Genomic DNA, 18,670 nt, shown 5'->3' on the forward strand with positions numbered 1-18,670 from the left:
ACGTTATGTGCCAAAATGAACTACAATATAGTGATATTGTCACTATAGTTCTGTAACTAAAGTTACCAAACCTTATGCTGCAAGGAACTATCTTTGAAAATGTAAACAAAGGCGATGGAATATTTAAAGGCTTTTTACAATTCTTTTTTGGGCACCCTAAACTGGACTTGGAAATCCATATTATTTGAGGTGCCCTGGTATACGAACTTTTTTTGGGGTCTTATCTTGATATCCTTGGTAGTTTGGGCATTGGAAATTGCCTTTCCCTGGCGTAAGGAACAAGGGATCTTCAGGAAGGACTTTTGGTTGGATGCCTTTTATATGTTTTTCAACTTTTTCCTTTTTGCGATTGTTGTCAGTGGTGTTTATAAGATACTTCAATTGTTTTTTGCTGATATGGGAATTACGGCCAAAAGTTTGGCCTTAATTGATTTTACGGCTTGGCCCTCTTGGACCCAATTGTTGGTTTTCTTTTTGATATTGGATTTTGTCCAGTGGTTTACACATATTCTTTTACACCGGTTTGAGGTGCTTTGGAATTTCCATAAGGTACACCACAGTGTAAAGGAAATGGGGTTCGCCGCACATTTGCGCTACCATTGGATGGAAAACATCCTATACAAACCTTTAAAGACTTTTGGGGTGATGATCTTGGGCGGTTTTGAGCCGGAACAAGCGTATATCGTCCATTTTTTTGCCATAGCTATTGGGCATCTGAACCACTCAAATATCAAGATTACCTGGGGACCTTTGAAATATCTTTTGAACAATCCGGTAATGCATCTGTACCACCACGCCTACAACCTGCCATCGGATAAGCGATATGGTGTCAATTTCGGAATCAGTTTAAGTCTGTGGGATTATATTTTTAAGACCCATTATATTCCGGAGGATAGCGGTACAGTCAAATTAGGATACCCGGGCGATGAGGATATGCCACAGGATTTTATTGGCCAGAATATTTCTGGCTTCGGATTACATAAAAAGAAATCTTGACAAATGACGTTTCAGAAGTAGGTGAAAACTTTTCCAGACTTCGATATTTAAATAACAAGTATCAAATCTCAAGCAATTAAATGAAATTTTGAAAAAAAGTTATCTGCTGATAACCTTCATTTTTCCATTTAGGCCGAAGAATAAGTAAAGCTTGTTCCGGGTCAATATCATTTAAATCAGGATAAACTTTATTGAAGTAAGGGCTGTTTTAAGCTTATGAATATTTAATTGGGTTTAATTCTGAATACCCTAATTATTCGTATTTTCCAAAACGATACTCCATATTCCCCGTACTTCATTGGTGGAATAGCCGGTTGCGGCATCACTAGGGTAGCGTTCCCTCAGGATGGAGACTACCTCAGTGGCAATATCCTCGCCTGGTTTTCCGTGACATTTTAAGCACATATCGTTGGTAACGATAGGGTAGTAGAATTGCGTTTTGTCGCCGTTCTCGATTACTATAGGTTCGTAGTCCTCTTTTGCACCGATTTTTTCCTTGAAATAGGCGATTTGTTCCATTTCTTGGGAGTTTGCCTTATTTAGGGGATTTCGGGCCTTTTCCGATACCCTTTTAATTTTGGCCCCATGCACTGTTGCCATGCTGTCCGTTAACGGATAGGCCCTTTCATTGCAAAACTTCAATGCGGCGACCGGACCTTCTTTTTGCATTGAGCCCATAAGGTTTTTACCCAACACCTTTTGGGTACTTTGGGCCATTTCCAATCCTAGTTGTTTAATGGATTTTTCTGCAGGTTCGGCGCCATTATGGAAGACCTTTCCTTGTTGTTGATAATCACCCTTTCCGCCGTGGCCTTTCTCCCAATGTTCCTTGAAGCAGTCCGGCTCTTCTATTTTAAATTCATAGATGTAATCCGATAGGAGTCGTATTTCTTCTTCCTTGTAAGGTTGATAGGGCATAACCCCGAACCTTTTTAGGGCACCCTTCATTTTGCCTTTCTCAAGGCTAGGTTTTTCAACAAACTTCCAAATGGCATTGGCGAATTCCTCCTTGTTGGGGTTGTCCATGAGGTATCTTGCCTTAATGGCCACCATTGGAGGGGCGATGCGGGCATTCTCGCTGGCATCGGGACCATGACAGACATAACATTTTGCTTCCAAGAGTTCCTTACCCCTTAAAGCTTCTTGTTGGGTAAAAGCTGGTTTTTCTATTGCTACCTGGGAAATCGATTTTTCAGTTTCCCCTGAATTTTTGCAGCTTGCCAAAAATATAAGCGGGATTATCAATAGGATTTTTTTCATCGGTTTGGATTTTTTGAATTAAATCGGCTTGTACCAGTGCCATCGATTTTTGTGGGGAGACTAAAAACTTCCTTATGTTGATATGGGTAATGGTCAGTCCAATTGAAACATCGGCCTCGAAATACCATTTTAAAGCGCTATTTCATTTTGCCAGTAGCACAGCTCAAATAGGAAATTAACTTGGCCGCTGTGGTGTTTTCCATATCTACGGATGGGTACCCTATTTTTTGAAGTTTCTCCTTAACTTTTAGGGCATCCTCCAAATCCTGATATACAAAGGAAACCGAAGAGTTTTCAACATCTACGGCTACGTCCGATATATTTTCCAATTCCGACACTTTGTTAACGATCGTTTTTGCGCAGCCCCCACATTTAAGGTTCTGAACTATGAGCGTTGTTTTCATAAATATATCGATTTTATGGCCCGGTTAATTCCAGGCATTATAACCTCCCCGTAAGTCATATATTTGGTTAAAACCCATGGCTACAAGCTTGCGGGCCGCTTTTTGGCTTCTTGCCCCAGATCGGCAATACACATACACAGGTTTGGTCTTATCCATTTTTTCAAAGGCCACTTTGAAGTTCGAGGCATTGAAAAAATCGATATTGATGGCTTTTTTGATATGGCCTCCATTGTATTCCGAGGGTGTTCTTACATCCACCAATTGTACTTTAGGGCCGCTAATGGCCGTTGCATAGTCGGTTTTGTCCAAAATGACAATGTTTCCCGTTTCGGTAGTATTTTTGGAACCAAATAGTGCGCTTAGAAATGACATGTTTTTAGAATTTTAAAGTGAGTACTTTTAAAAGGAGACAGACTTTTTGGCCTGTCTCCTTTAAACAACCAACCAATTAAAAACAATCCGATCAATACCTATCCCTAAATACCGATCGATGTTGTTACTACGGCCTTTTTACCATAGTACCGTAAAGGTAGCATGTGTATTGGCCACCTACAGTAACTATGGTTACATAAGCGAAAAATTCCTGAAAAAGAGAAATGTAGGATCTACGGGATAAAAAAGACCCACAAAAATTATCGAATGAACTCTTTCCATGGGTCTCTAATTAACTAAAAATTAAAGCTAATGTATTTGATTTTCTAACGTTTAAATTTTATTAATGCTCGATTAATCAAATTACCAAGTTTTATAAGGTAGATGGGCAAACATATTCGGAAACCGGTATTCCTGCCTCATTGATGGCCTTAAAACCACCTTTTACATCGATTAAATTATGTATGCCCCTACTTTTAAGTATGGAAGCGGCGATCATGCTCCTATAACCTCCGGCACAATGTACGTAAAAGGTTTCCTTTTCAGGAAATTCGGATAGGTGATCGTTCAAATAATCCAAGGGCGTGTTATACGCTTCCAGCACATGTTCTGATAGGTATTCACTACTTTTTCGTACATCGAATACGGGTGCATTGTCGTTTTCCAGTTCATTTTTCAATTCTACAGCATCCACCTGACTTACGGTATCATATTCCATGGAGGCCTTTTTCCAGGCCTCGAATCCACCTTCCAAGTATCCTAGGGTATTGTCAAAACCTACTCGGGACAATCTGGTTACGGCTTCCTCTTCCAGTCCTTTTGGGGCGACCAATAAAATGGGTTGTTGCACATCTGCTATCAAGGCACCTACCCAAGGTGCAAAGCTACCATCGAGACCTATGAATATGGACCTAGGGATGTGTCCTTTGGCAAAATCGGCAGCATTACGCACATCCAGTACAATGGCGCCGGTTTCATTCGCGGCCACTTCAAAGGCTTTTGGTGACAAGGCCCTAGTGCCCCTTTCAAGCACCTGTTCTATATCCTCATAACCCTCTTTATTCATTTTTACGTTCAGAGGGAAGTATTGTGGTGGTGGCAACAAACCGTCCGTAACTTCTTTTATAAATTCCTCTTTGGTCATATCCGCGCGTAGGGCATAGTTCATTTTTTTCTGGTTGCCAAGGGTATCCACGGTTTCCTTCATCATATTCTTTCCACAGGCGGAACCTGCCCCGTGTGCGGGATAAACGATAACATCATCGGCAAGGGGCATTATTTTCTCCCGAAGGCTATCGTATAGAAATCCGGCAAGGTCTTTTTCTGTCAAAACACCCATTTTTTGCGCGAGGTCAGGTCTGCCAACATCACCCAGGAACAAGGTGTCGCCACTAAAAATGGCATGATCCTTTCCATCTTTGTCCTTTAAAAGATAGGTGGTACTTTCCATGGTATGCCCCGGAGTATGAAGTACCTTTATGGTTACCTCGCCCAGTTTGAATTCCTGATTGTCCTCTGCTATTATCGCTTCAAAATTGGGATTGGCGTTGGGACCAAAAACAATGGGCGCCCCCGTCTCTTTGGCCAACGTAACGTGACCGCTCACAAAGTCGGCATGAAAATGTGTCTCAAAAATATACTTGATCTTAGCATCATCCAGTTTGGCCCTGTTGATATAAGGCTTTACCTCCCTTAAAGGGTCGATGATAGCAACTTCACCTTTACTTTCTATATAATAGGCTCCCTGGGCCAGGCAACCTGTGTAAATCTGTTCTACTTTCATACAAACACAGTTTTTAATTGAACACAAAACTACTAATTGCAATTTACTAAAACAGTAACATAAGTTACATTTCACCCAATCAAAAAAGCCCCTTTATAGGGGCTTTATCTTTAATCTAACCAGATTATAACATAGTGGACGGACACACATAATCCGATTTTGGAAGTTTTGTTTTGGAAAGATCTGCAAAACCACCCTCTACGTCCGCAAAATCCTGCCATCCGCGTTGTTTCAGAATGGATGCGGCAATCATACTTCTATAGCCACCGGCGCAATGCAGGACAAAAGTGGTGTCCTTTGGAAATTCTGCCAAATGTTGGTTTATTTCATTAAGCGGGATGTTGATGGCACCAAGGAGATGCTCGGAATCAAATTCGCTTTTTTTGCGAACGTCTATAATCAATGGCCTTTCATCTTTCATAGCTTTTTCCAGTTCCGCGGCCGAAATGCGATTGACCATTTCAAATTCCTTACCGGAGTCCTTCCAAGCCTCAAAGCCCCCCTTCAAAAAGCCCACGGTGTTGTCATAGCCCACCCTGGATAAGCGGGTAATGGCCTCTTCCTCTTTTCCATCGTAGGTCACCAGAAGAATTTCCTGTTTAATATCCGGAATCATTTCACCTACCCATTGGGCAAAACTTCCTTCCAAACCTATATTGATACTGTTGGGTATAAAGCCCTTTGCAAAATCGGCCGCATCCCGCGTATCGAGTACCAAAGCTCCGGTTTCATTGGCCACGGCTTCAAACGCCTCGGGGGAGTAGGGTGTAGTGGCCCTGTCCATGATATTGTCCAGACTCTCGTATCCTTTAATGTTCATTAAAACATTTTTGGGAAAATAGCCGGGTGGTGTGGTTAGTCCAGTAAGCAATTCCTTGATGAATTCCTCTTTGGTCATATCTGCTCGAAGGGCATAATTTACTTTTTTTTGATTCCCTAACGTATCAGTAGTTTCCTTGCTCATCATTTTGCCACAAGCGGAACCAGCTCCATGGTTGGGATATACAATCAGTTCGTCGCTCAATGGCATGATTTTGTTTCGAAGGGAATCGAATAGATGTCCCGCCAATTTTTCCTCGGTCAATTCCGATACCACATGCTGTGCCAAATCAGGTCTGCCCACATCTCCAATAAACAAGGTGTCGCCAGTGATAATTCCATGTTCGTTTCCTTTTTCATCAATTAGTAAATAGGTAGTACTTTCCATAGTATGTCCCGGTGTGTGGATTACCTTTACCTTGTAGTCACCAACCTCAAAAATTTGACCGTCTTCCGCGGTAATCGCTTCATAGGCAGGTTTGGCTCCCGGTCCAAACACGATTTTTGCTCCGGCTTTTTTCTGGAGGTCCAAGTGCCCGCTGACAAAATCCGCATGGAAATGGGTCTCAAAAACATATTTGATCTCGGCGTTGTCCTTTTTTGCCCGATCCAAATAAGGCTGAACTTCACGTAGTGGGTCAAATACGGCAGCTTCGCCTTTGCTTTCAATATAATATGCCGCATGTGCCAAGCACCCTGTATAAATTTGTTCTACTTTCATAATCGCTGATTTTAATGGTTCAATTATTTAAAAGTACCCATTCCAAAAAATGTATACAGTTACTTATGTTACATAAGGAATACAAAAACCCTGATGAATGGGGGAAAGGCTTTAAATTTGCGGAAAGTGTGATTTATGGAATGGAAAAAAACTCCATATAAAAAATGAAAACGGCCATTACCAGTATAAAATATCCGAAGCCCTTCTTTAATTTATTGCCATCGATGTAGTTTCCAATATAACTACCAATGAAAATTCCTAAAAAAGAGAGACCGGTGAACAGGAGAAGGAAGGACCAGTTGATTTCCATGGTCAAGGCATCCCCCAAGAAAAAGCCCATCAAGGATTTTACCGCAATAATTATCAAAGAGGTGCCCACGGCGACCTTCATTTCTACATTGGCCAAAATGACCAGGGCCGGAATGATCAAAAAACCTCCGCCAGCACCAATTAATCCGGTAATGCCTCCAACCAGCAGGCCTTCGGCCAAGATGAGCGGGTAGTTATATTTAACCTCTCCACCTACTTTTTTAGGGACTTCCTTTTTTGTTCTTAACATAGAGTATGCGGCCGGTATCATCAAGAAGGCGAACAGCCCGAACATACCCATACGGCGGGTAAATTGAAAACCGCCCATTTCAAATAAAACGTCGGGTAATACGGGAACTAGATAATGTCTAACCAAGCTTACCCCAACAATGGCCGGTATGCCAAACACAAGGGCAGTCCTCCAATCAACATAGCCCTTAAGGTGTTGTTTCCATCCGCCCACAAGGGCACTGGCCCCAACTATAAAAAGCGAATAGGCCGTGGCCACTTTTTCATTTACGGAAAAAAGGTAGGCGAGAACGGGTACAGCCAAAATGGAACCGCCACCACCAATAAGGCCTAAGGATATTCCAATGATCAATGCGCTGATGTAACCAAATATGTGGAGTACTTCCATGTGGGTTTTTTAATTATAGCGCGAAGCTATGACACCCATGGAAGCCTTGCAGTAACTTTGGTTACAAAGGATTATAAATCCAAAATTTTTATGTAGTTGCGGTGTAATTCAATGGAACCCATCTGTTCCAGCTTTTTTAGCAGTCTGGAAATCACCACCCTGGAACTATGCAGTTCATAAGCTATTTCTTGGTGGGTATTGTGAATAATGTCGCCCTTATTGATCCTGGCTTTTTCCTTAAGGTAATTGATCAGGCGGGCATCCATTTTATCAAATGCAATGCTATCCAAGGTACTCAACAGTTCGTTCAATCGTTCATGATAGCTGTTAAAAACAAAATTTCGCCAAGATTTATATTTAACGGTCCATTCCTCCATTTTTTGCATGGGAACCATAATTAGTTTGCTATCGGTTTCCGTTATTGCCCTAATTTCACTTTTTGAATCGCCCATGCAGCAGGCCATAGTCATGGAACACGTATCTCCTTTTTCCAGATAATACAATAACAATTCATCGCCGTCATTATCTTCTCGAAGGATTTTGATGGCTCCAGAAATTAAAAGGGGCATTCCTTTGATATAGTCGCCAATTTCGATGAGTTTGTATCCTTCTGGAACCTCTTTAAAGGTGCCTACCTGTGCGATTTCATTGATGAGGTCCTTTTCAAAGATAGTCCCATAGCTTTCTGTAAGTTCCTGTATCATGTACGAAATTATTTAACTTTCTCGGCAATTTCCTTATTATAGTGGAAGAAGAAATTCGCCCAAATCAACTTTGATACGGCCGCAATCCATGGCATGGCCAATACCAATACGCCTACGATAGCCCCAAAAATTCCAAGAATACTTAAATCCAGGCCAAATAACAACGTAAGAACATAAACCGCCACGGCTACCGCTACGCCCACAGCATAGGAAACATACATGCTTCCGTAATAAAAACTGGGTTCTATACTGTATTTTAGATTACATTTTGGACAGTTCTCCTTTACTTTGTTGAAGTTACTCAATTTATAGGGATTAGCCTCCAAAAAGGCCCCTTCATGGCATCTTGGGCATTTTAAAAAAAGAATACTGTACAATTTGGAACCTTTGCCGAACATACCTTGAATTTTGGGACAAAAATAAAATTTCTTAACGATTATCTGGGTAACTATTGTTACAGAGGTTTTCTATTTCAATTTTATATTAGCTGAAGCCTTGAATTTCATCTGGTTACTTTTTGTTGTAAAAGGACCCATTTATTGCCGTAAAATTTTTTCCATGGATTTTCCTTTGGCCAATTCGTCTATCAGTTTATCCAAGTAGCGTACTTTCCGTATGAGCTCGTCCTCTATATCTTCAACTCTGTGCCCACAAATGACCCCGGTTATTTTGGAAACATTTGGATTGAGTCTGGGAGCTTCTTCGAAAAAGGCCTCAAAGTTTATCTTATTCGAAATTATTTTGTCCAATGAAGCCTTATCATACCCTGTCAACCAGAAAATAATGGTGTCAACTTCTTTCCTTGTTCTACCCTTTTTTTCTGCTTTTGTTACATAATGGGGATATACCCCTGCGAAGGTCATGGTATAGATGCGATGTTTTTTAGGTTCGGACATTGGCGGTAATTTATTTATATTAAGCGAATTACAGTTCCCTAAGCCATATATTTCTAAAACTGATGGGTTCACTGGGATCCCCATGGGCCTGAAGACGAATAGGGGAAGCACCATGCTTTCTATAACTTGGTGGACCTATCCAAGGTGTTATGCCTTTTAATTCATAATTGTTTTGTACTAGAACACCATTGTGCAGGGCGGTAACGCTGGCGGGTGATGCTACACTGCCATCTTCATTAAAACGAGGGGCTCTCCAGACGATATCATAGGTCTGCCATTCACCCGGTGCCTTTGCGGCATTGGCCAAGGGAATGGACTGTTTGTACATAGAGCCCACTTGTCCATTTACGTATGTTTCGTTATTGTAATTGTCCAATATTTGGATTTCATATCCCTCCTCGAACAACCCGCTTTCATCAAGGCCTAAATAGGCTAAAAAAATACCGCTATTTCCCCTGCTTTGTCCCTCGCCCGTTATATCCTTGGGGATTTGATATTCCAAATGGAGTTGGTAGTCCATGTATGTATCCTTTGTGGTAAGACTACCGGCTTTTTTGTCAACGGTCAAGATACCGTCGACTACTTTCCAGGATTCTGGATTTTTGGGATTGTCATAGGTCCACTTGCCCAAATCGGTTCCATCAAAAAGGATAAGGGCATCCGATGGTGCCTCCCCAAAAAAATTCCCGGGAACCACTTTGGGAGGAACAGGTTGGTAGACCTCCGTTTTTTGGGATTCCTTATACATTTTTTCCCAGTCTGGTTCCTGGGCAAAACCCACTATGGAAAATGATAAAGTGGTTACGGTAAGCGCTAATGTTGTTTTCACAAATGTAATTTTTTAGGTTATTTTAAATACGTTCCTTCGGTCGTCATGAATTCAAAATAATGATAAAGGCAACAATTTGGGTTTACAAGATAACCATTCCGGATTTTAACAAGGGTGTATTATTTTAACTTCTGCTATTCGAATTATGATTAATTCAAAAAAAATCCCGAGAACTAGGATTTGGATAAAAATATCAAGGAAACAGTCTTTAAAACCTATAATTGACAATTAAGTTTCTATCTTAGTTAGGCTTGAAATATTTGAATTTATGGCTTTAAAAGTTGCGATCAAACATAGTACCCGATATAAATACGACAGGAGGGTTAATCTTTCTCCCCACATATTCCGGTTAAGACCCGCTCCACATAGCAGAACACCTATTGAAGCGTATTCCATCAAGATAAAGCCTGAAAACCATTTTTTCAATTGGCAACAAGATCCCTTTGGGAATTATCTGGCCCGCTTGGTCTTTCCAGAAAAAACGGACGAGCTTTCCGTTGATGTAGAAATCATTGCGGATATGAAGACCATCAATCCCTTCGATTTTTTCGTTGAGGAATCGGTCGAAAATTTTCCTTTCACCTATAAACCTGAACTTAAAAAGGAACTATTGCCCTATCTCGAAATTACTGAGAATGGACCTATGCTGCAGGAATGGTTGTCCACAATTGACAGAACCCCCAGACGCAGTATCGATTTTTTGACCAGTCTTAATCAAGGCCTTTACAAGTATCTGAACTACACGATCCGTATGGAACCCGGGGTACAGACTTGTGAGGAAACCTTGGACAGAAAATTGGGTTCCTGTAGGGATTTTGCATGGCTCCTTGTTCAGACTCTGAGGCATTTGGGCTTGGCAGCTCGTTTTGTTTCGGGGTATTTGGTACAGTTAAAGGCCGATGAAAAATCGTTGGATGGTCCCTCTGGCCCCGAAGAGGATTTCACAGATCTCCACGCCTGGGCGGAGGTATATCTACCCGGAGCGGGCTGGATAGGCTTGGATGCCACTTCCGGTCTATTGGCGGGGGAAGGCCATATCCCGCTCGCCTGTACGCCATCCTTTGAGAGTGCTGCACCTGTGTATGGTCTCACCGACCCCTGCGAAACCCAATTTGAGTTTGAGAATTCCGTAACCCGAATTTTTGAATCCCCCCGCGTAACCAAGCCGTACACGGAAGAACAGTGGCGGGTCATATATGATTTAGGGTTTAAGGTAGAGGAGGAGTTGGAACAAAATGATGTGCGCTTAACTATGGGGGGTGAACCCACATTTGTTTCCATAGATGATATGGAATCCGAGGAATGGAATACGGCCGCGGATGGGGATCATAAGCGTCAATTGGCAAGTTCGTTGTCCCAGCGCTTATTGGAAGTATTTGGCAAGGGAGGCATGTTGCACCATGCCCAGGGAAAGTGGTATCCGGGAGAACCCTTGCCCAGATGGTTGATCGGTATCCATTGGCGAAAGGATGGGGAGACCGTTTGGAAGAATACGGAGCTATTGGCGTCTTTTACCAAAGAATACAAGCTCCCGGAAAATATTACCTCTGAATTTTTAGAAACCTTGGCAGATTTTTTGAAATGTCCAAAGAACTCCATTACTCCAGCCTATGAAGATGCCTTTTATTTTCTGTGGGAAGAAAGAAAATTACCTGTTGATATTGATCCCAAGGAGTATAATGAAAAGGATACTGCCTTGCGAAAAAAGCTTAGTGAAGTTTTGGAACAAGGGGTTGGTAAAACAGTAGGACATGTAATGCCCTTGAACAAAAAGGGTGATCGATGGATAACCAATACGTGGGAATTTAGGGGCACTCATCTGTTCTTAAGCCCAGGGAACTCGCCCATTGGATTGCGCTTGCCCTTGGAGTCGTTGCCAAAGCATCCTGATGTTCCATCAGAACCTACGGCGGAACCCGAACTCTTTGAACCCAAACCATCCTTAAAACCGTATGCCGCTGATTTGAAGGAACGTATGGATGGTAATTTCAATCATGAAACTAAAAATCAGCCCTATGTGAGAACGGCCATCTGCGCAGAAGTTCGGGACTCAAAACTGTTCTTGTTCTTGCCCCCGTTGGATCGTGCTGATGATTTTTTGGATCTCGTTGCCAGTATTGAAGCGACGGCCAGGGAATTGCAAGTGCCCGTTATTCTGGAGGGCTATGAACCTCCAAGGGACAACCGCTTGGAAGTATTAAAAGTGACTCCCGATCCCGGTGTTATAGAGGTCAATGTGCATCCCGCCGCTAATTGGAAAGAACTGACGGAGAATACCCTAAAACTGTACGAGGAGGCCAAGAAATCGCGTTTGGGTACGGAAAAATTTATGTTGGATGGTAAACATACGGGAACTGGAGGGGGGAATCATGTAACCCTGGGAGGAACTACGCCTGCGGATAGTCCGCTATTGCGAAATCCACAATTGTTGCGGAGCTTACTGACCTTTTGGCAACATCATCCAGGGCTTTCCTACCTCTTTTCCGGAGCGTTCATTGGCCCCACGAGTCAGGCACCAAGGGTGGACGAGGCGCGCTTGGAAAATTTGTACGAGTTGGAAATCGCCTTTTCCCAAATTCCAGAGGACAAGGAAGTGCCATTTTGGTTGACAGACCGACTCTTCAGGCATTTATTGACCGATATTACGGGAAATACCCACAGGGCGGAATTCTGTATCGATAAACTATACTCCCCGGATTCTTCCTCAGGTAGGTTAGGCATTTTGGAACTACGTGCCTTTGACATGCCGCCACACGCCCAAATGAGCCTCATGCAGATGTTGCTGGTGCGTACCTTGGTGTCCTGGTTTTGGAAAAAACCGTATAAACATGACTTGGTACGATGGGGCACGGAACTGCATGATAAATTCCTGTTGGAACATTATGTAAAGGAGGATATCAAAGACATTGTAGATCAATTGAACGATGCTGGCTACCCTTTTAAATTGGATTGGTTCGACCCGTTTTTCGAGTTCCGTTTTCCCCTTTACGGCATGGTAGAAATCAACGGAATACAATTGGAACTGCGAATGGCTATTGAGCCTTGGAACGTTTTGGGAGAAGAGATGTCCGGCAGGGGAACGGCACGGTATGTGGATTCCTCCTTGGAACGGGTTCAGGTAAAATTGAAGAACTTTACTGAACAACGTTACACCCTAACATGCAATGGCATAAAGGTAGAATTGAGTCCAACTGGAACCAAAGGGGAATATGTTGCAGGTGTGCGGTTCAAGGCGTGGCAACCTTGGTCCGCCCTTCATCCCACCATAGGTGTGGATACCCCTCTGGTTTTCGATATAGTGGATGATTGGAACAAAAAATCTATCGGGGGCTGTACCTATTTTGTTTCCCATCCGGGAGGACGTTCTTACGATACTTATCCCGTGAATAGTTATGAGGCTGAGTCCAGAAGAATCAACCGTTTTTGGGAGTTTGGACATACCCAAGGAGAGGTAACACCGATAGAAATGACTCCTTCAACAAATTTTGCAGGTAGAATTGTACAACCTAAGGTTGCTTCGAATACTTTTGCCTATAAGGAGATACCCATAAATCCTGAATATCCTCATGTAACGGATTTAAGAAAGAAGTAATTAGCAGAATTTAATGTCAATAACTACGAAGGCGAGCTGGTTAAATACCTACACTACCAAATTTGGAAACGATGAGTTGTTTAACGCGAACAATGATGTAAAGGCCTATTGGAAAAAACTGTTCACCGGTTTTGATAAATTAGGAGAAAATGCACTTTCTGGACGCCAGAAGGATATTGATTGGTTGCTGTTGGAAAATGGGGTCACCTACAATGTATATAATGATCCCCAAGGAATGCATAGGCCTTGGAACCTGAATGTGGTTCCCCTGGTAATGCATCTAAACGAATGGCAAAATGTGGAGGCCGGACTAAAGCAACGGGCCGAGCTATTGAACCTGGTACTTAAGGATGCCTATGGCGACCGAAGGTTGATAAAGGACGGAATCATACCTCATGAAATAATTTATGGGCATAGAGGTTTTCTTCGTCAATGCGATGGAATCGAATATAATACCGATAAGCTTCTTTCTATATATGCGGCCGATTTGGCGCGGGGAACGGACGGACGTTTATGGGTGGTGAACGATAGGACCGAAGCACCCTCTGGTATGGGTTATGCACTCGAAAACCGATCCACTACCAGTAGGACGCTTCCAGAAATGTACGCAAAGATGAACGTCACCCGTTTATCTGCCTTTTTTAAGGAATTCCATCAAATGTTGATCGATGCCGCACCCCGTAAAAAAGACAACCCCAATATCGTTATCTTAACCCCGGGTTCACACAATGAAACCTATTTTGAACACGCCTACTTGGCTTCCTTCTTGGGATACCCACTGGTACAGGGAAATGATTTGGTGGTTCGCGATGGGTTCCTATGGATGAAATCCCTCCAAGGTTTAAAAAGGATCGATGTGGTGTTGAGACGGGTAGACGATGCTTTTTCAGACCCATTGGAGCTTAGGGAGGATTCCCATTTAGGTGTTGCGGGACTTCTGGATGTAGTCCGAAGAAAAAATGTATCGGTCATTAATCCTGTAGGAAGTGGTGTAATCGAAAATCCCGGTTTGATACCTTTCATGCACGCCATTGCCAAATATTTTTTAAACGAAGAATTGATCCTACCACAAATCGCATCCTGGTGGTGCGGGCAGGAAAAGGAAAAGAATTATGTGCTCAACAACCTTTCCAATTTGGTGGTAAAGCGTATCGATAGGACCAACAGGGAAAGTATCTACTTTGGCAAGTTTTTGAACGACAGGGACTTGGAATCTCTAAAGGCGCAGATATTGGAAAGACCTTATAGGTTTGTGGCCCAAGAACAGATCAATTTTTCTACTGCCCCAAATTTATCGGGGAACATTTTGGAACCTAGGAATGTGGTTACGCGCGCCTTTTCCATTGCTTCGGGCGACCAATACAATGTTATGCCAGGAGGATTGGTGCGAGTAGCTCCGGATAGTAAAACCGTACGTGTATCCAATCAAAGGGGAGGAACCAGTAAGGATTTTTGGGTGGTTGAAGATCAGGTTGTTAGAGAGGATAAAAATAAGAACTGGGAACAGAAGTCGGCCATTGCCATATCCGGTTTGGACGATTTGCCCAGTTTAACGGCGGAAAATCTTTTTTGGGCCGGTCGCTATGTGGGCCGTACCTTGGTAAATGCCCGGTTTATCAGAACGGTGATGCGCCAAATGGCCATGGTTCAAAATAGGGATGAAAAACCGGAGGCCCTAAAACTTCAGGTTCTATTAAAAACGGTAACCCACTTAACGGGCACTTATCCCGGCTTCACCGAAAAAAACAAGGAAGGGCATCCTGCTATGGATAGTCCCTATGAAGAAATGCTTTCCGTCATACGGGATAAAAATAGGGTAGGTAGTTTGGCCCACACAATTGGCATGTTCAGTCATTCCTATTATTCCATTCGAAACCTATGGTCCTCGGATATGTGGCGGGTCTTTGAGAATATCCAAAAACTATGGCAAAATTTCCAGGAGGAGGAAAATCCTTCCATTTTGAGAATACTTAAAGTTCTTAATCAATTAATAACCCAATTGATTGCCTTCATGGGGCTTATTGAGGAAAGTATTATGGTGAAACAAGGACTTTTACTTTACTTCATTGGTCTGCAATTGGAACAAAGCATGTTGACCATAACAAAGTGTCGTTCCCTGTTGGCCATAAAATATGATCCACAAGTAGAATATGATCTATTGGAATATCTACTTACCAGCCATGAAAGTTTGAATATCTATAGATACAGTTATCGTTCCCATATTCAATTGGAGCATGTGCTGGATTTGGTGATTTTGGATGTGGAATATGCCAGATCCCTCACCTTTATGATCAAAAGACTGCAAAAGGATATAGCTAGATTGCCGCATTCCAGAAAAGATCAGCAATTGACTAGTTACCAGAAATACGTTTTTAGTGTATTTTCCAAGTTGCGCCTATCCGAGTCTTCCAAATTGTGTATGACCAAGTCAAAGAACGATGTGGTAAGGGAAGATCTGGATACCCTGCTTGGCGAGCTATCGGATCTGTTGTATAAAACCTCCCAATCCTTAACGGGTACCTATTTTAACCACACGGATAGACAAACCCAAATGTTCACCCAGTCTTTTCCAATTTGACCATGGTTTTTAACGTAACACATACCACAACCTATAAATACAACGCCCCGGTCAATTACTGCCATAATATTGCCACGTTACGGCCAAGAAAGTCGGAAGGACAGGAGTTATTGGACTACAAAATCAACATTAGTCCCAAACCCGCCGAGATTACCGAGCGCATCGATTTTTTTGGGAATTACATCACCCGATTTTCCATACAAGCGGAGCACGATACGCTTAAGGTAACTACCAAGAGTAAGATTATAAGGCATTATGGGGCCATTTATGATTCCTTTTTTTCTGATGCCTGTAGAAAAATTACCATGAACGAGGCACTTCATGCCTTGAGCGGCAATGATCCTATCGTTATGGATGCCAAACAGTTTGTTTTGGAATCTATATTCATACGACGTACCGATAAGAATATCAAGGAATATGCAGAGCGTTCATTTAAGGGAGATCGGTCCGTTTTTGATGCCTCACATGAACTAATGCAGCGAATTTATACTGATTTTGATTTTGTCTCAGGTTTTACAAGTATTTCCACGCCTGTGGAAGAGGTTATGAAAGAGAAAAAGGGAGTTTGCCAGGATTTCGCCCAAATTGCCATTGCCTGTATACGATCTGTTGGGCTACCAGCTCGCTATGTAAGCGGATATATAGAGACACTTCCACCACCCGGCAAAGAAAAACTTGTAGGTGCGGACGCTTCCCATGCATGGTTCTCCGTCTTCATTCCTGGTTTTGGATGGGTGGATTTTGACCCTACAAACAACCAAATTCCCAAGGACCAACATATTGTGGTGGGGTGGGGTAGGGACTATTATGACGTACCACCTTTAAAGGGAGTGGTCTATGGTAGTGGAAAAAGCAAGCTTAAAGTTTCCGTAGATATTTCCCGTTTCGATTAGGACAAATGTTTATTAAAAAAATCTATGGTCCTTTTCCAAGCCAATTCGGCCGCCTCCCTATCATATCTGGGCGTAGTATCATTATGGAAGCCATGATTTGCATTTTCATAGATAAACGCCTCATATTTTTTACCATGTTTCTTTAAGGCCGTTTCATAAGCCGGCCAACCTTCATTGACCCGCTTATCCAATTCCCCAAAGTGTAGCAATAAAGGTGCATTTATTTTATCGATATCTTCCGTGGGCTGACCTCCGTAGAATGGTACAGCGGCACCAAGGTCCGGTACCTTTACGGCCATCATATTTGAAATCCATCCGCCAAAACAGAAGCCAACAACCCCTACTTTTCCATTGCATTCCGGATGGTTTTTAAGGTACTCAAAGGCAGCGATAAAATCTTCCAACATTCCATCCCTGTCCCGTTTTCTTTGTAGTTCCCTGCCATCATCGTCATTACCGGGATAACCGCCCAATGGAGTAAGGGCATCCGGGGCTAAGGAGATGAATCCAGCCAATCCGGCCCGTCTGCCAACATCCTCAATATGGGGGTTCAAGCCCCTGTTTTCATGTACGACTACGATACCGGGGAGTTGTTCTTTTGCATCGGCCGGTCTAGAAAGCAGTGCCTTTATGGAACCACCACCTTTAGGTGAATCGTAATTAATGTATTCCGATTTTAAATTGGGGTCATCGGCCTGTATCTGAATTTTCTTAACGTAATCCGGAGATATAAAACCCAGCAAGGAGGATACCGTAATGCCACCCACGGCATAGATAGATAGCTTGTCTAGGAACAGTCTTCTGCTCACCCTGTTGTGGGCATAGTCGTCATATAGGTCAAATACCTCCTGTTTGATGTCTTCTTTGCGTAACTCTTTCATATTACTAAGTTTTTAATCGGCAGATTTGTAAATGAATTCCACAATTCTGTCTGCATTGATGAAGCCTTGTCCGTGGGATTCGTCCCATTCTTTGGAAATTCCCATTTTTTGGACCTCCTCCAAAGATTTTCCAGAATCTCTGGCTTCCTTGATACGTTCCCTTAAAGTAATCAAAATTTCCGTATACTCCTTTAAATCGGACTTAGAGGAAACTGCCCCGTGACCAGGGATGATTTTAGTTTCGTCATCAATAAGTTCCAAAGCCATTTTTGTATTGGATATCAACCCATCAATATCGCCACCAGAACCCAAATCGATATAAGGGTAGCGACCACTAAAAAAGTTGTCTCCCATATGGATAACATTGTCATTGGGAAAGTAATAATATGTGTCCCCATCAGTATGGGCAGGATTAACATGCATGGCATGCACACTTTTTCCATTTTTTAGGTATAAGGTCATTTTGTCGTTAAAGGTAACCACGGGCCAGGCTTCCTTGGGCTGGGGTTCTTCGGCTCTCGCCATACGCTCTCTTACGTTTTCATGTGCAATGATTATGGCCCCGGCATTCGCCAAATTTTCATTGCCACCCGTATGATCGCCGTGCATATGTGTGTTGAGCACAAAATTGATAGGCTTGTCCGTTATCGTTTGGACATGGGCGACAATTTTTTCCGTAAGAGGGCCAAATTGATCATCGATGAGATAGGCGGCATCCTGTCCAATGGCTAGGCCAATGTTGCCCCCGGCACCAAAAAGTACGTAAACGTTTTCGGTCAGTTTTTCCGAAGTAATTTCAACATCGCTAAAATCACGTTGCGCATGTGCAATCGGGAAACAAAGTAAAAATACCATCAAGGAATGTTTAATTTTTTTCATAATATTTTGAAGGGTTTATGGGATATTTGCTTATTCTGTCATCTTAGGAAAACAATCGGACGATCACGGTTAAAAAATTGGACTATTTAAACTCATATTGATGGATGCACAAACTTC

Annotated in this window: 16 protein-coding genes; 4 read left to right on the forward strand and 12 right to left on the reverse strand. The window is 42.6% G+C overall.

Translation table 11 applies throughout. The features are described from left to right. Window positions 1-114 precede the first annotated feature (114 nt). Window positions 115-996 (forward strand): sterol desaturase family protein, encoded by an 882-nt coding sequence (locus DZC72_RS09930; RefSeq protein WP_125222783.1) that lies wholly within the window; start codon window positions 115-117, stop codon window positions 994-996. Between the two features lie 249 nt (window positions 997-1,245). Here the strand turns inward: DZC72_RS09930 and DZC72_RS09935 are convergent, their stop codons facing one another. From DZC72_RS09935 to DZC72_RS09980, 10 genes are all read right to left on the reverse strand, one after another. Beyond that, on the reverse strand, window positions 1,246-2,256 hold the full coding sequence (locus tag DZC72_RS09935; protein WP_125222784.1) for a c-type heme family protein: 1,011 nt from the start codon (window positions 2,254-2,256) through the stop codon (window positions 1,246-1,248). 137 nt (window positions 2,257-2,393) lie between these two features. After that, a complete protein-coding gene (locus DZC72_RS09940) occupies window positions 2,394-2,660 on the reverse strand; it encodes a heavy-metal-associated domain-containing protein (protein ID WP_125222785.1) in 267 nt (88 codons plus the stop codon). 24 nt (window positions 2,661-2,684) lie between these two features. Then, window positions 2,685-3,032 (reverse strand): rhodanese-like domain-containing protein, encoded by a 348-nt coding sequence (locus tag DZC72_RS09945; protein ID WP_125222786.1) that lies wholly within the window; start codon window positions 3,030-3,032, stop codon window positions 2,685-2,687. Between the two features lie 373 nt (window positions 3,033-3,405). After that, window positions 3,406-4,815: an MBL fold metallo-hydrolase gene (locus DZC72_RS09950; protein ID WP_125222787.1), complete on the reverse strand. Its 1,410-nt coding sequence runs from the start codon at window positions 4,813-4,815 to the stop codon at window positions 3,406-3,408. Between the two features lie 124 nt (window positions 4,816-4,939). Next, window positions 4,940-6,355, reverse strand: a complete 1,416-nt coding sequence (locus DZC72_RS09955; protein WP_125222788.1) for an MBL fold metallo-hydrolase — start codon at window positions 6,353-6,355, stop codon at window positions 4,940-4,942. Between the two features lie 133 nt (window positions 6,356-6,488). Next, complete coding sequence (locus DZC72_RS09960; protein ID WP_125222789.1) at window positions 6,489-7,301, reverse strand: sulfite exporter TauE/SafE family protein; 813 nt, start codon at window positions 7,299-7,301, stop codon at window positions 6,489-6,491. Window positions 7,302-7,372: 71 nt separating this feature from the next. Next, on the reverse strand, window positions 7,373-8,005 hold the full coding sequence (locus tag DZC72_RS09965; protein WP_125222790.1) for a Crp/Fnr family transcriptional regulator: 633 nt from the start codon (window positions 8,003-8,005) through the stop codon (window positions 7,373-7,375). An 8-nt stretch (window positions 8,006-8,013) separates the two neighbouring features. Next, window positions 8,014-8,403 carry a DUF983 domain-containing protein gene (locus DZC72_RS09970; protein WP_125222791.1) on the reverse strand — a complete coding sequence of 130 codons (390 nt, stop codon included), beginning with the start codon at window positions 8,401-8,403 and terminating at the stop codon, window positions 8,014-8,016. 138 nt (window positions 8,404-8,541) lie between these two features. Further along, window positions 8,542-8,901, reverse strand: a complete 360-nt coding sequence (locus DZC72_RS09975; protein WP_125222792.1) for a DUF2200 domain-containing protein — start codon at window positions 8,899-8,901, stop codon at window positions 8,542-8,544. 28 nt (window positions 8,902-8,929) lie between these two features. Then, a complete protein-coding gene (locus tag DZC72_RS09980; protein WP_207891741.1) occupies window positions 8,930-9,730 on the reverse strand; it encodes a 3-keto-disaccharide hydrolase in 801 nt (266 codons plus the stop codon). 268 nt (window positions 9,731-9,998) lie between these two features. On the opposite strand from DZC72_RS09980, the gene DZC72_RS09985 reads away from it, so the two are divergent. Genes DZC72_RS09985 through DZC72_RS09995 form a run of 3 tightly spaced genes read left to right on the forward strand, consistent with a single transcriptional unit; the run spans window position 9,999 to window position 16,793 of the window. Beyond that, on the forward strand, window positions 9,999-13,322 hold the full coding sequence (locus tag DZC72_RS09985; RefSeq protein WP_125222793.1) for a transglutaminase family protein: 3,324 nt from the start codon (window positions 9,999-10,001) through the stop codon (window positions 13,320-13,322). Between the two features lie 13 nt (window positions 13,323-13,335). Next, complete coding sequence (locus DZC72_RS09990) at window positions 13,336-15,900, forward strand: circularly permuted type 2 ATP-grasp protein (RefSeq protein ID WP_125222794.1); 2,565 nt, start codon at window positions 13,336-13,338, stop codon at window positions 15,898-15,900. Window positions 15,901-15,902: 2 nt separating this feature from the next. After that, window positions 15,903-16,793, forward strand: a complete 891-nt coding sequence (locus DZC72_RS09995; protein WP_125222795.1) for a transglutaminase family protein — start codon at window positions 15,903-15,905, stop codon at window positions 16,791-16,793. Here the strand turns inward: DZC72_RS09995 and DZC72_RS10000 are convergent. Then, window positions 16,790-17,674, reverse strand: a complete 885-nt coding sequence (locus tag DZC72_RS10000) for a dienelactone hydrolase family protein (RefSeq protein WP_125222796.1) — start codon at window positions 17,672-17,674, stop codon at window positions 16,790-16,792. The two genes, DZC72_RS09995 and DZC72_RS10000, sit on opposite strands and share 4 nt — an antisense overlap. 12 nt (window positions 17,675-17,686) lie before the next feature. After that, a complete protein-coding gene (locus DZC72_RS10005) occupies window positions 17,687-18,553 on the reverse strand; it encodes an MBL fold metallo-hydrolase (protein ID WP_125222797.1) in 867 nt (288 codons plus the stop codon). Window positions 18,554-18,670 lie beyond the last annotated feature (117 nt).

The organism is Maribacter algicola, assembly GCF_003933245.1.
GTDB lineage: Bacteria > Bacteroidota > Bacteroidia > Flavobacteriales > Flavobacteriaceae > Maribacter > Maribacter algicola.